Origin of the sequence: Paraburkholderia polaris (genome assembly GCF_012927345.1) — a bacterium.
GTDB lineage: Bacteria > Pseudomonadota > Gammaproteobacteria > Burkholderiales > Burkholderiaceae > Paraburkholderia > Paraburkholderia polaris.
Map to the genome: position 1 here is coordinate 56,735 of NZ_JABBGJ010000016.1, position 12,608 is coordinate 69,342.

Below are 12,608 nucleotides of genomic sequence, written 5' to 3' on the forward strand. Positions count from 1 at the left end.
ATGATTTATTCGGAACATCGCGCCGTCGCACCGGAAGTGTCGATCATCATCCCGGTGTACAACGAGGAAGCCGGGCTGGCCGCGCTGTTCGCGCGCCTCTACCCGGCGCTCGACGCGCTCGGCACCGGTTATGAAGTGATCTTCATCAACGACGGCAGCCGCGACAAATCCGCCGCCCTGCTCGCCGAGCAGTTCCGCGCGCGCCCCGACACGACCCGCGTGATCCTGCTGAACGGCAACTACGGCCAGCACATGGCGATTCTGGCGGGCTTCGAGCAATCGCGCGGCGAGATCGTCATCACGCTCGACGCCGACTTGCAGAATCCGCCGGAGGAAATCAGCAAGCTGGTCAACAAGATGCGCGAAGGCTACGACTACGTCGGCACGATCCGTCTGCAACGCCAGGACAGCTTGTGGCGCCGCAAGGCGTCGCGCGCGATGAACCGTCTGCGCGAGCGCATCACCCGCATCAAGATGACCGACCAGGGCTGCATGCTGCGCGCGTACAGCCGGCACATCATCGACACGATCAATCGCTGCGGCGAGATCAACACGTTTATTCCAGCGCTCGCGTACACCTTCGCGCAGAATCCGGTCGAGATCGAAGTCGCGCACGAAGAACGTTTTGCCGGCGAATCGAAGTACTCGCTTTACAGCCTGATCCGTTTGAATTTCGATCTGGTCACCGGCTTCTCGGTCGTGCCGCTGCAATGGCTGTCGTTCATCGGCGTGATCCTGTCGCTCGGATCCGCGGCGCTATTCGTGCTGCTGCTGATTCGGCGCTTCATCATCGGCGCGGAAGTGCAAGGTGTGTTCACGCTGTTCGCTGTCATCTTCTTCCTGCTTGGCGTGATCATCTTCGCGTTGGGCCTGCTGGGTGAATACATCGGCCGGATTTACCAGCAGGTGCGCGCGCGTCCGCGTTATCTGGTGCAGACGATTCTCGAACAGCGCGACGGCACCACCGTGACCGAAGCACCGCGTCAGGCGGTCGTGCAGGCGGTGCAGGCCGCGCCGCTGATCGATCAGGGCCCGAATCCATGAAGCCGCGCGCCGTCGTATTCGCGTATCACAACGTCGGCGTGCGCTGCCTGCAGGTGCTGCTCGCGCGCGGCGTCGACGTGGCGCTGGTCGTCACGCATGAGGACAGCCCTACCGAGAACATCTGGTTCGGCAGCGTCGCCTCGGTGGCGGCCGGGCACGGCATTCCGGTTGTCACGCCGGCCGATCCGAAAAGCCCGGAACTGCGCGCCGCGGTCAGCGCCGCGCGCCCGGACTTCATCTTCTCGTTTTACTACCGTCACATGTTGCCGGTCGACCTGCTGGCGCTCGCCGCACGGGGCGCTTACAACATGCACGGCTCGCTTCTGCCGAAGTACCGTGGCCGCGTGCCGACCAACTGGGCGGTGATCCACGGCGAAACCGAAACCGGCGCGACGCTCCACGAAATGGCCGCCAAACCCGACGCGGGCGCGATCATCGCGCAAACGCCGGTGCCGATCCTGCCCGACGACACCGCCGCGCAAGTGTTCGACAAGGTCACGGTGGCCGCCGAACAAACCCTGTGGCGCGTGCTCCCGGCTCTGCTCGCGGGCGAAGCGCCCCATCTGCCGAATGATCTGTCGCACGGTAGCTACTATGGCGGGCGCAAGCCGGAAGACGGCCGGATCGACTGGACGCAATCCGCGCAGCAGGTCTACAACCTGATCCGCGCGGTTGCGCCGCCCTATCCCGGCGCGTTTACCGATATCGCAGATCACCGTTTCATCATCGCCAGTGCGCGCCTGGCTGCGCCCGGCGCGCTTCGCTCGGATTTGCCGCCGGGCCTGCACGTAAGCGATAATGGCGTTTTCGCGATATGCGGCGACGGTCGCGCGATCGCCATCCACGAATTGCGGCACCAGCATGACGGCCACGAAACCGTCGTTACCGCTGACGAATTCGCCCGGCTCATCCAAACTCCCCTCGAAACTCCCCGTCATTCATGAAAAAAGTCCTGATTCTGGGTGTGAACGGCTTCATCGGCCATCACCTGTCCAAACGCATTCTCGAAACGACCGATTGGGAAGTCTTCGGGATGGACATGCAGACCGAACGTCTGGGTGACCTGATCAACCATGAGCGGATGCACTTCTTCGAAGGTGACATCACGATCAACAAGGAGTGGGTCGAGTACCACATCAAGAAGTGCGACGTGATCCTGCCGCTGGTCGCGATCGCCACGCCCGCCACGTATGTGAAGCAGCCGCTGCGCGTGTTCGAACTCGACTTCGAAGCGAACCTGCCGATCGTGCGTTCGGCCGTCAAGTACGGCAAGCACCTCGTGTTCCCGTCCACCTCCGAGGTCTACGGCATGTGCACGGACGAGCAGTTCGATCCGGAAGAGTCGCAACTGTCGTACGGCCCGATCAACAAGCCGCGCTGGATCTACGCGTGCTCCAAGCAGCTGATGGACCGCGTGATCTGGGGTTACGGCATGGAAGGCCTGAACTTCACGCTGTTCCGTCCGTTCAACTGGATCGGCCCGGGCCTCGATTCGATCTATACGCCGAAGGAAGGCAGCTCGCGCGTGGTCACGCAGTTCCTCGGCCACATTGTGCGCGGCGAGAACATCAGCCTCGTGGACGGCGGCGCACAAAAGCGCGCGTTCACGGATATCGACGACGGCATCGGCGCGCTGATGAAGATCATCGAGAACAAGGACGGCGTCGCCACGGGCAAGATCTACAACATCGGCAACCCGACCAACAACTTCTCGGTGCGCGAGCTCGCGCACAAGATGCTGACGCTGGCCGCCGAATTCCCGGAATATGCCGACCTAGCGAAGAAGGTGCAGCTGGTCGAAACGTCCTCGGGCGCGTACTACGGTGCGGGCTACCAGGACGTGCAGAACCGCGTACCGAAGATCGACAACACGATGCAGGAACTCGGCTGGGCGCCGAAGTCGACCTTCGACGAAGCGCTGCGCAAGATTTTCGAAGCGTATCGCGGCCACGTCGCCGAAGCGCGCGCCCTCGTCGAACAACAATAAGGCCTGATCCTTGGCTCGTATCGTCCTGAAGATCGACGTCGACACGCTGCGCGGCACCCGCGAAGGCGTGCCGAATCTTGCGCGCATCTTCGACCGCTTCAAGGCGCGCGCCACTTTCCTCTTCAGCCTCGGTCCCGACCACACCGGTTGGGCGATGCGCCGCGTGTTGCGGCCGGGCTTTCTGAAGAAAGTGTCGCGCACGTCGGTGGTTGAACATTACGGCATCAAGCAACTGATGTACGGCGTGCTGCTACCGGGGCCGGACATCGGCGTGAAGACCGCCGCGGAAATGCGCGCGATTCATGAAGCCGGTTTCGAATGCGGCATTCACACGTGGGACCACGTTTACTGGCAGGACAACGTGCGTTCGCAAGACCGCGAGTGGACCGAGAAGCAGATGCAGAAGAGCTTCAACCGCTTCATCGCGATCTTCGGCACGTCGCCCGCCACACACGGTGCGGCGGGCTGGCAGATGAACGGCCATGCGTTTGAGCAGATCGACGCGTGGGGCATGCGGTACGCGTCCGACGGGCGCGGCCACTCGCCGTATCTGCCGGTGGTCGGCGGCAGGCAACTATCGCATGTGCAGATGCCCACCACGCTGCCCACGCTCGACGAAGTACTGGGCGTGGATGGTGTCGATGAACACAACGTCGCCGCATGGATGTTGAAGCACACCGAAAACAATCCGCACGATCAGGTGTTCACGCTGCACGCGGAGCTCGAAGGACAAAAGCTCGCGCCGATTTTCGAACAACTGCTGGAGGGCTGGCGCGCGCAAGGCCATACCTTCGCGACCATGGGTGATTACTACGCCACGCTAGACCGCAGCACGCTGCCATCGTACCCTGTTACGTGGGGCGAAATTCCAGGCCGCTCCGGCGAGTTGATTGTCCAGCCCTGACTGGCCAAGCTACAGCCGGCCGTGACGACCCGAGCGCCGCGCGAGCGTAGACCACGCGCGAGTCGCCCTCCCCAAAAGCCTCGATGCCAGGCCGATGCCGCAGCAGTTGCAAGTGCAAGTACTGTGGCGACGGCCATAACAACCGGAGAACCTCGTGCCCATCGCAGTCGACCAACCCGTCCCCGACTTTACCGCCCCCGCTACCGGTGGCGAGATCACGCTGTCCAAGCTGCGGGGCAAGAAGGTGGTGCTGTATTTCTATCCGAAGGACAACACGCCGGGCTGCACGACCGAAGGTCTGCAGTTTCGCGATCTCTATCCGAAGTTCAAAAAAGCCGGCGCGGAAATTCTTGGTGTGTCGCGCGACAGCCTGCGCTCCCATGACAATTTCAAGGCAAAGCTCGAACTGCCGTTTCCGTTGGTCTCGGACCCCGAAGAAACCTTGTGTGCGCTCTTCGGCGTCATGAAATTGAAGAAAATGTATGGCAAAGAAGTACGTGGGATCGAACGCTCCACGTTCCTGATCGACGCCGAAGGCGTGCTGCGCCAGGAGTGGCGCGGCGTGAAAGTGCCAGGGCATGTCGATGACATTCTGGAGGCTGTACAAGCGCTTTGAGGCGCGTTATATTGGGTTCCAATGAGTGCCTGTCCACCCCACACTTTTCGCAGCTGCGCCAGACTTGACGGCCGTTTCGTCGGTGCCGTCGAAGTCATGAGGCGCAACGCGATAACCGAAGGCGAGCCGCTTGTCCCGTACGCCGGGGCGGCGGCTTTTTTAATTGCGCGCAGCCGTTCGTTCACTCGGCCACGCGTTTCCGTTAAGGAGCCGATCGAAGACCAGGCGAACCGGCATCTCTAGACCGAATGCGCGCCTCCGGGCGCAAACTGCGTGCGCACCCACTGGCACCGGCAGAATGCGACAGGCGGCGCACGAAATGTGACCCGATTATTTCGAGGGAAACCATGCCTTTGCCTACCCCCCCCAGCAAGCTCGGCAATCTCCTGCCGCCTGACGAATACAAGGCCAAAGCCGCCGCGCCGGCGCGCTCCGCCGCGAAGAAACAGGCAGTCGAAGGGGAATCCGCAGAATCGGCCGATTACGGCCGCGCGAACGTCGCCACGCCGATGGCGCACGCCGCCAATGCCGCGACCACTTTGCGGCCCGTGCCGGCCTCGTCGGCCTCTTCTGTTGCGTCCGCATCTGCCGAGCAAGCTGCACCGGCGCGCAGCCGCAAATCGAAGCAGACCGCCGCATTGCTGCAACCGGTTCCCGCTGCCCGTCCACAAGCCGAGCCGGCCGCTTCTGCTGTACCGGCTGCCACACCTGCTACCAAATCGCAGCCGGCCGTCGCGCGCGCGCCAAGCGCGAAAGATCCGGCCGCAAGCACGCCTGCAGCCGTAGCACCCAGCACACGTGGCACCAGCAAGAAGCGTGGCGCGTCCACCGACCCGCTCGAAATGCAGAAGCTCTTCGTGCTCGACACGAACGTGCTGATGCATGATCCAAGCTGCCTGTTCCGTTTCGAGGAACACGACGTCTATCTGCCGATGATGACGTTGGAAGAACTCGACAACCACAAGAAGGGCATGTCCGAAGTCGCGCGTAACGCTCGCCAGGTGAGCCGCACGCTGGACGCGCTGGTGGCGAACGCCGGCAACATGTCTGACGGCATCTCGCTTGCGCGTCTCGGCAGCCGTGAGGCGTCCGGGCGCCTGTACTTCCAGACCAAGCTCACCGCCATCGAGCCGGTCGAAGGTCTGCCGGAAGGCAAAGCCGACAACCAGATTCTCGGCGTGGTGCGCGCGCTGCAGCGCGACCGGATGGATCGCCAGGTCGTGCTGGTGTCGAAAGACATCAACATGCGCATCAAGGCTCATGCGCTTGGCCTGCCCGCGGAAGACTACTTCAACGACCAGGTGCTCGAAGACAGCGATCTGCTGTACTCGGGCATCCGCGCGCTGCCGCAGGATTTCTGGACCAAGCACGCGAAGGGCATGGAAAGCTGGCAGGACACCAAAACCGGCACCACGTATTACCGCGTGACGGGTCCGCTGTGCGCCTCGATGCTGGTCAACGAGTTCGTCTATCTGGAACCGCAGAACGGCGAGCCGACCTTTCATGCGCTGGTGCGCGAACTGAACGGCAAAACGGCGCTGCTGCAAACCTTGCGTGACTATGGCCACCACAAGAACAACGTGTGGGGCATCACGGCGCGCAATCGCGAGCAGAACTTCGCACTGAACCTGTTGATGAATCCGGAGATCGACTTCGTCACGCTGCTGGGTCAGGCCGGTACCGGCAAGACGCTCGTCGCGCTCGCGGCGGGCCTTGCTCAGGTGCTCGACGACAAGCGCTACAACGAGATCATCGTAACGCGTGCAACGGTGCCGGTCGGTGAAGACATCGGCTTCCTGCCGGGTACGGAAGAGGAAAAAATGCAGCCATGGATGGGTGCATTCGACGACAACCTCGAAGTCCTGCAGAAAACCGACGACGCCGCCGGCGAATGGGGCCGCGCCGCGACGCAGGAACTGATCCGCTCGCGCCTGAAGGTCAAGAGCATGAACTTCATGCGCGGCCGTACCTTCGTGGACAAGTATCTGATCATCGACGAGGCGCAAAACCTGACGCCGAAGCAGATGAAGACGCTGGTCACGCGAGCTGGTCCGGGCACGAAAATCATCTGCCTGGGCAATATCGCGCAGATCGATACGCCTTACCTGACGGAAGGCAGCTCGGGTCTGACGTACGTGGTCGACCGCTTCAAAGGCTGGGCGCACAGCGGGCATGTGACGCTGGCACGCGGCGAGCGTTCGCGTCTCGCGGATTACGCTTCGGAAATTCTTTAAGTTTCAACGCTCTAGCTTCAACCAGAAGCCGCGCCCGGGTCATCCCGGACGCGGCTTTTTTATTCGGCACGCGTTCCCGATGGGCAACACTTAGCGCGCAAACTTCAAGTAAGTTGTCAGGAATTCTTGCCCGAGCCATGTTCGACGGGCTACCATCCCGAAATCGTCCGCCATTAAACGAGCGTTTATCGCTCACTCCGTGTTCATGCGCCGACTCGCCTTCTCGCTGCTGACCGTTTTGCTGCTCGCCGCTTGCGCCGGCGCGCCGCAAAAGACGTCGCGCGGGCCGGGTTCATCGGTCGTGGTCACGAACGGCGCTTATCATGCGCCACCGCCGGGCTTCCCGAATTTCGTCGACCACAGCATCGGCCGTGAGGAAATCTCAATCCAGGCGATGAGTCTGGTTGGTATTCCATACCGTTGGGGTGGTAATACGCCCGATAGCGGTTTCGATTGCAGCGGATTAGTTCGCTACGTTGTATCGCGCGCCGCTTCCGTGAATCTGCCGCGTACTACCGCCGATATGAGCGGCCGCGGCGAATCGATCGAACCAGACGAAATCGCGCCGGGCGATCTGATTTTCTTCAACACCACCGGGCGTGCGCATTCGCACGTCGGCATTTATGTGGGCAAACTGCGCTTTGTCAACGCGCCGTCGACGGGCGGCACCGTACGGCTCGACTATCTGACCAATCCCTATTGGGCCAAGCGGTTCGACGGCATTCGCCGCGTGGCAGCGCCGGCTGCGACACCGGCGCCGTTCGATACACCGAGCTATCAGGCTGCGGCGCCGCAGCCTGAACGCATCGCACCGGAGGCTCAGACAGTGCCGGTTAATGCGGGCGCCGCGGTGGCGCCGCAATCTTTGGGCTACGCGGCGAACTCTGCGGCGACGCGGCCTTCAGGCTACGCGGCGGTCCCTGTCGCGTCGCAAGCTTCGGGCTATGCCGTGAACCCGGCGGGTCCGCAACAAACGGCGCGTGTCGCGGCAACCATTCGTGCGCCGCTGACTGCGAGCGGCCAGCCTACGGCAGCCACGGCTGCGGCGTCGGCGCCACAAGCTGATCCGTTCGAACCGCCGCCGCCGGGCATGAGCGCCGCGCAGATGCAGGCGCGCGCAGCAGGCGCAGTGTCTCCGGTGCCCCTGCCAGCCGCTCAAGCGAGTGCGTACGACGCCGCTGCAGGCGCTACGAATCAGCAGACGGCGGCTGCGCGCGCTGAACCGCCAACGGTTACGGCCCGCGCGCCGGACCCGATCGACGCCGCTGCCGATGCATTCGAGCCGCCACCACCCGCTTCAGTCGCCGCGCGCCAGGCTCAACAAGCTCAGCAAGCCGATGGGAACACAGGCGTGCAGATCATGCGCGCCTCGACCGCGTCACGTGGCATCCCTGCCCCCACGCAAACCACCGACGACCCAATCGCACGCTTCGCCAACGGCAATTTCTAACGGTGAGGCGCGGGTCGTGACCGGTGGCTCGTGGCTCGTGGCTCGTGGCTCGTGGCTCGTGGCCGTAGCCGTAGCCGTAGCCGTAGCCGTAGCCGTAGCCGTAGCCGTAGCCGTAGCCGTAGCCGTAGCCGTAGCCGTAGCCGTAGCCGTAGCCGTAGCCGTAGCTCGTGGCGGTAGCCGTAGCTCGTGGCCGTAGTCCGTAGTCCGTAGTCCGTAGTCCGTAGTCCGTGGCTCGTCGCCGTGCCACCCAAGATCAGTCGCGCGGCGGCGCCCACACCCCACACCTCGAGCCAGTGCATCCCCGCGGCGCTGCCGATCTGCTATCGTCATCGATATTCTTCTAACAGCGGGTGATGACGATGGATCTCGGGCTGAAAGACAAGGTGGTGTTGATCACGGGCGGCAGCAAAGGAATCGGGCTCGCCTGCGCCCGGGCGTTCGCCCTCGAGGGTGCGAAGGTCGCGATCGTTTCGCGCGACCCCGCCAATCTCGCGCGCGCTTACGAACAATTGAAGCAGGAAGGCCTGCACGTGCATCGGACCCGCGCCGATCTGCACGAACCACACAGCGCAGCGGACATCGTCGAGGAAGTCAGCACCGCGGTCGGCCCCATCGACGTGCTGATCAACAGCGCCGGCGCCGCCCGCCGCTATGACCCGGAAACGCTGGACGCCGATGCGTTCCGCGCGACCATGGAAGCGAAGTATTTCCCCTACATCTACCCGCAGCAGGAAGTGCTGCGGCGCATGGCCGAGCGCGTGAAGGCCGGCGACAGCGCCGCTCCCGGCACAATCGTCAACATCATCGGCATGGGCGGCAAGATCGCGAGCGATATCCATATCGCCGGCGGCGCCGCCAATGCCGCGCTGATGCTCGCCACCGTCGGCCTCGCCCACTACTACGCGCGTTACGGCATTCGTATCAACGCGATCAATCCGGGTGCGACGCTGACCGAGCGCGTCGAAGAAGCGGTCAAACTGGAGGCGTCGCAGCAAGGCATCGAAAGCGCGGACGCGTTGGCGCGCGGGCAGGCTAAAGTGCCGCTCGGACGCTATGCAAAACCGGAGGAAATCGCTGACGTCGCGCTGTTTCTGGCGAGCCGCCGCGCGAGCTATGTGACGGGCGCAATCGTCCCGATGGATGGAGGCAGCGCGCCACTGATCTGAGCGGCGCGCTTTACTTCAAAGATTTATCGTTTTACAGCGCGGACAGCCTCGCCGTCCGCGGCGCTTACAGGAGGCGGTGACCGAGCCACCAGGCTGCCGCGGAGAGCGCTGCGGAGGCCGGAATCGTCAGAATCCAGGCCCATACGATGTTGCCGGCTACGCCCCAGCGAACGGCGCTCAGCTTCTGCGTAGCGCCGACGCCGACAATCGCGCCGGTAATCGTATGTGTGGTGGACACTGGAATGCCGAGCCACGAAGCGGTAAACAGCGTGATCGCCCCGCCTGCCTCGGCGCAAAAGCCGCCAACCGGCTTGAGCTTGGTGATCTTCTGCCCCATCGTGCGGACAATCCGCCAGCCGCCGAACAGCGTGCCGATCCCCATCGACAGATAGCAACCGCCGATCACCCACAGCGGCGGTGCATCGGCGATCGACGACGCGTAGCCGGTCGCGATCAGCAGCATCCAGATAATGCCGATGGTTTTCTGCGCGTCGTTGCCGCCGTGGCCGAGGCTATACAAGCCCGCGGAGACCAGTTGCAGACGCCGGAAACGCCGGTCGACCTTGCTGGGTGGCGTGCGGAAATAGATCCACGACACCGCCAGCATAAAGAACGACCCGAGCACGAAACCGAGCAGCGGCGAGATGAAAATGAACGCCACCGTCTTCATCAATCCGTCGAAATTCAACGAACCCCAGCCCGACTTGGCAAGCGCTGCGCCCACCAGGCCGCCGATCAGCGCATGCGACGAGCTGGACGGAATACCGTAATGCCACGTGATGATGTTCCAGCCGATCGCGCCGACCAGCGCACCAAAAATGACGTAGTGATCGACGATATTCGGATCGATCGTGCCCTTGCCGACCGTCTGCGCCACTTTCAGGTGGAACACGAAATACGCGATAACGTTGAAAGCCGCCGCGAAGGCCACGGCCTGCTGCGGCTTTAGCACGCCAGTCGACACGACCGTGGCGATCGAATTCGCCGCGTCGTGGAAGCCATTCATGAAGTCGAAAATCAGCGCGACGGCGACCAGGCCGGCGACGACCCAGATAGCGAGTTGTATCGATTGCATTATGCGTTTTCCAGCACGATGCCTTCGATGATGTTCGCCACGTCCTCACACTTGTCGGTGATCGTTTCGAGCAGTTCGTAAATGGCCTTCAGCTTGATCAGCGTCTTGACGTTGTCTTCTTCGCGGAAAAGTTTCGACATGGCCGAGCGCAGCACGCGGTCGGCTTCCGATTCCAGACGGTCGATTTCCTCGCACGCCTTCAGAATCTGGCTCGCCTGCTTCATGTCGGACAGCAGGCTGACGGCGAACTGCACGCGCTCGGAGGTGGCCGTGCAGATGTGCGCCAGCTGGCTCGCTTCGGAGGTCACCGCCTGCACGTCGTACAGTGAGATAGCGGTGGCGACGTCCTCCATCAGATCGAGGATGTCGTCCATCGTGGTGATCAGCTTGTGGATCTCGTCGCGGTCGAGCGGCGTGATGAAGGTCTTGTGCAGCAGGTCGATGGTTTCGTGCGTGAGCTTGTCTGCGGCCTTCTCGGCCTTCTGCACGTTTTGCTTATGAGTCTCGGCGTCCTGTAGATTGTCGATCAGCAGCTCGAGTTCGTGGCTCGCCGAGACGATGCACTTAGCGTGCGCATTGAAGATTTCAAAGAACTTGCCCTCGGTGGGCATGAATCGACCGAACATTGGGATCCCGGAAATTGGTCACATAATGGCTGACATAAAACCGCCACATTGTACCGTTCCAGGATCGATGTCGCACTTTTGAAAGCGTCGTTACAACAGGCCCAGCAGTTATCTCTTTACTCGCTGTAGAAATTCTGCGCGCCGGCAAAATTATCGAACTTCGTGAATTGGCCATGGAACGTGAGGCGAACAGGGCCGATCGGACCATTCCGTTGCTTACCGATGATAATCTCCGCCGTACCCTTGTCCGGGCTGTCCGGGTTGTACACCTCATCGCGATAGATGAACAGAATGACGTCCGCATCCTGTTCGATAGCGCCGGATTCACGCAAGTCGGACATGATCGGCCGCTTGTTCGGGCGCTGTTCGAGACCCCGGTTGAGCTGCGACAACGCGATCACGGGTACGTCGAGTTCTTTGGCGAGACTCTTTAGCGAACGCGAGATTTCCGAGATTTCGGTCGCACGGTTTTCACCCGACGACGAACCGCTCATCAGCTGCAAATAGTCGATGATGATCAGGCCGAGCTTGCCGCACTGGCGTGACAGCCGACGCGCGCGTGAGCGCAATTCCATCGGGTTCAAGCCGCCGGTTTCGTCGATGAAAATCTGCGCCTCGCTCATTTTCTGCACCGCGTGCGTGAGCTTCGGCCAATCCTCGTCAGTCAGACGCCCAGTCCGCATGCGGTGTTGGTCAAGCCTGCCGACCGAGCCGAGCATACGCATGGTGAGTTGCGAGCCCGGCATTTCCATCGAGAACACCGCGACCGGCAGACCATACTCGACCGCCACGTATTCACCAACGTTCATCGAAAACGCCGTTTTACCCATCGACGGGCGGCCCGCCACGATGATCAGCTCGCCGCCGTGCATACCGGACGTCATGCGGTCCAGGTCGACGAAGCCAGTCGGCGTGCCGGTCACGTCGCTCGGATTGGCGGTGTGATACAGCGTGTCGATCCGCTCGACCACCTCGGTCAAGAGCGGCCCGATTTCCAGGAAACCCTGCGTGCCACGCGCGCCGTCTTCAGCGATCGAAAACACCTTCGATTCGGCCTCGTCCAGCAACTGGCGGACTTCCTTACCCTGCGGGTTGAAAGCGTCGGCGGAAATTTCGTCGGCCACGGACACGAGGCGACGCAGTACCGCACGATCGCGCACGATTTCCGCGTAGCGGCGGATATTGGCCGCGCTCGGCGTGTTCTGCGCCAGTGCGTTCAGGTAAGCGAGACCGCCGACCTCTTCCGCCTTGCCCGAGGTGCCGAGCGCCTCGTACACGGTAATCACGTCGGCCGGACGCGTCGCCGCGATCAGCTTGCCGATGTGTTCGAAAATGATGCGGTGGTCGTATCGGTAAAAATCGCTCTGCGACAGGAAGTCGGCGATGCGGTCCCATGCCGCGTTGTCGAGCAGCAGGCCGCCCAGCACCGACTGCTCGGCTTCGATCGAATGCGGCGGGACTTTCAGCGACTCGATTTGGGGATCTTTGGACGGTGCGTTCATGGAG

11 protein-coding genes are annotated in these 12,608 nt (G+C 62.4%); 8 read left to right on the plus strand and 3 right to left on the minus strand.

The window, feature by feature from the left end:
* The 8 genes from HHL24_RS16335 (at nt 1) to HHL24_RS16370 (ending at nt 9,401) form a co-directional block, all read left to right on the plus strand.
* Nucleotides 1–1,044, plus strand: a complete 1,044-nt coding sequence (locus HHL24_RS16335; RefSeq protein ID WP_169486488.1) for a glycosyltransferase — start codon at nt 1–3, stop codon at nt 1,042–1,044.
* On the plus strand, nt 1,041–1,988 hold the full coding sequence (locus HHL24_RS16340) for a formyltransferase (RefSeq protein WP_169486489.1): 948 nt from the start codon (nt 1,041–1,043) through the stop codon (nt 1,986–1,988). Before HHL24_RS16335 ends, HHL24_RS16340 begins: the two co-directional genes overlap by 4 nt.
* Nucleotides 1,985–3,031: a bifunctional UDP-4-keto-pentose/UDP-xylose synthase gene (locus tag HHL24_RS16345; protein WP_169486490.1), complete on the plus strand. Its 1,047-nt coding sequence runs from the start codon at nt 1,985–1,987 to the stop codon at nt 3,029–3,031. The genes HHL24_RS16340 and HHL24_RS16345 overlap by 4 nt, the downstream gene beginning before the upstream one ends.
* Before the next feature lie 10 nt (nt 3,032–3,041).
* Nucleotides 3,042–3,935, plus strand: coding sequence for a polysaccharide deacetylase family protein (locus HHL24_RS16350; RefSeq protein ID WP_169486491.1), 894 nt, complete (start codon nt 3,042–3,044; stop codon nt 3,933–3,935).
* A gap of 154 nt (nt 3,936–4,089) precedes the next feature.
* Nucleotides 4,090–4,551, plus strand: a complete 462-nt coding sequence (locus tag HHL24_RS16355; protein WP_169486492.1) for a peroxiredoxin — start codon at nt 4,090–4,092, stop codon at nt 4,549–4,551.
* Nucleotides 4,552–4,898: 347 nt separating this feature from the next.
* Complete coding sequence (locus tag HHL24_RS16360; RefSeq protein ID WP_169486493.1) at nt 4,899–6,785, plus strand: PhoH family protein; 1,887 nt, start codon at nt 4,899–4,901, stop codon at nt 6,783–6,785.
* A gap of 205 nt (nt 6,786–6,990) precedes the next feature.
* Complete coding sequence (locus HHL24_RS16365; RefSeq protein ID WP_169486494.1) at nt 6,991–8,235, plus strand: C40 family peptidase; 1,245 nt, start codon at nt 6,991–6,993, stop codon at nt 8,233–8,235.
* Between the two features lie 359 nt (nt 8,236–8,594).
* On the plus strand, nt 8,595–9,401 hold the full coding sequence (locus HHL24_RS16370; protein ID WP_169486590.1) for an SDR family oxidoreductase: 807 nt from the start codon (nt 8,595–8,597) through the stop codon (nt 9,399–9,401).
* 64 nt (nt 9,402–9,465) lie between these two features.
* Here HHL24_RS16370 and HHL24_RS16375 read toward each other — a convergent pair whose 3' ends face one another.
* The 3 genes from HHL24_RS16375 to HHL24_RS16385 all read right to left on the minus strand — a co-directional run bounded on the left by HHL24_RS16375 (nt 9,466) and on the right by HHL24_RS16385 (nt 12,604).
* Nucleotides 9,466–10,476 carry an inorganic phosphate transporter gene (locus HHL24_RS16375; RefSeq protein ID WP_169486495.1) on the minus strand — a complete coding sequence of 337 codons (1,011 nt, stop codon included), beginning with the start codon at nt 10,474–10,476 and terminating at the stop codon, nt 9,466–9,468.
* The gene (locus tag HHL24_RS16380) at nt 10,476–11,102 is read right to left on the minus strand and encodes a DUF47 domain-containing protein (RefSeq protein ID WP_073426820.1); all 627 of its coding nucleotides are present in this window, start codon (nt 11,100–11,102) and stop codon (nt 10,476–10,478) included. The genes HHL24_RS16375 and HHL24_RS16380 overlap by 1 nt, the downstream gene beginning before the upstream one ends.
* A gap of 116 nt (nt 11,103–11,218) precedes the next feature.
* Entirely contained in the window at nt 11,219–12,604 is a 1,386-nt protein-coding gene (locus HHL24_RS16385; protein WP_063495982.1) for a replicative DNA helicase, read from the minus strand.
* Nucleotides 12,605–12,608 lie beyond the last annotated feature (4 nt).

Excerpts from the sequence above, each read along its gene's own strand:
- HHL24_RS16345 (WP_169486490.1), top strand. The coding sequence starts at position 1,985 with ATGAAAAAAGTCCTGATTCTGGGTGTGAACGGCTTCATCGGCCATCAC.
- HHL24_RS16360 (WP_169486493.1), top strand. The coding sequence starts at position 4,899 with ATGCCTTTGCCTACCCCCCCCAGCAAGCTCGGCAATCTCCTGCCGCCT.
- HHL24_RS16335 (WP_169486488.1), top strand. The coding sequence starts at position 1 with ATGATTTATTCGGAACATCGCGCCGTCGCACCGGAAGTGTCGATCATC.
- HHL24_RS16385 (WP_063495982.1), bottom strand. The coding sequence starts at position 12,604 with ATGAACGCACCGTCCAAAGATCCCCAAATCGAGTCGCTGAAAGTCCCG.
- HHL24_RS16370 (WP_169486590.1), top strand. The coding sequence starts at position 8,595 with ATGGATCTCGGGCTGAAAGACAAGGTGGTGTTGATCACGGGCGGCAGC.
- HHL24_RS16365 (WP_169486494.1), top strand. The coding sequence starts at position 6,991 with ATGCGCCGACTCGCCTTCTCGCTGCTGACCGTTTTGCTGCTCGCCGCT.
- HHL24_RS16375 (WP_169486495.1), bottom strand. The coding sequence starts at position 10,476 with ATGCAATCGATACAACTCGCTATCTGGGTCGTCGCCGGCCTGGTCGCC.
- HHL24_RS16380 (WP_073426820.1), bottom strand. The coding sequence starts at position 11,102 with ATGTTCGGTCGATTCATGCCCACCGAGGGCAAGTTCTTTGAAATCTTC.
- HHL24_RS16340 (WP_169486489.1), top strand. The coding sequence starts at position 1,041 with ATGAAGCCGCGCGCCGTCGTATTCGCGTATCACAACGTCGGCGTGCGC.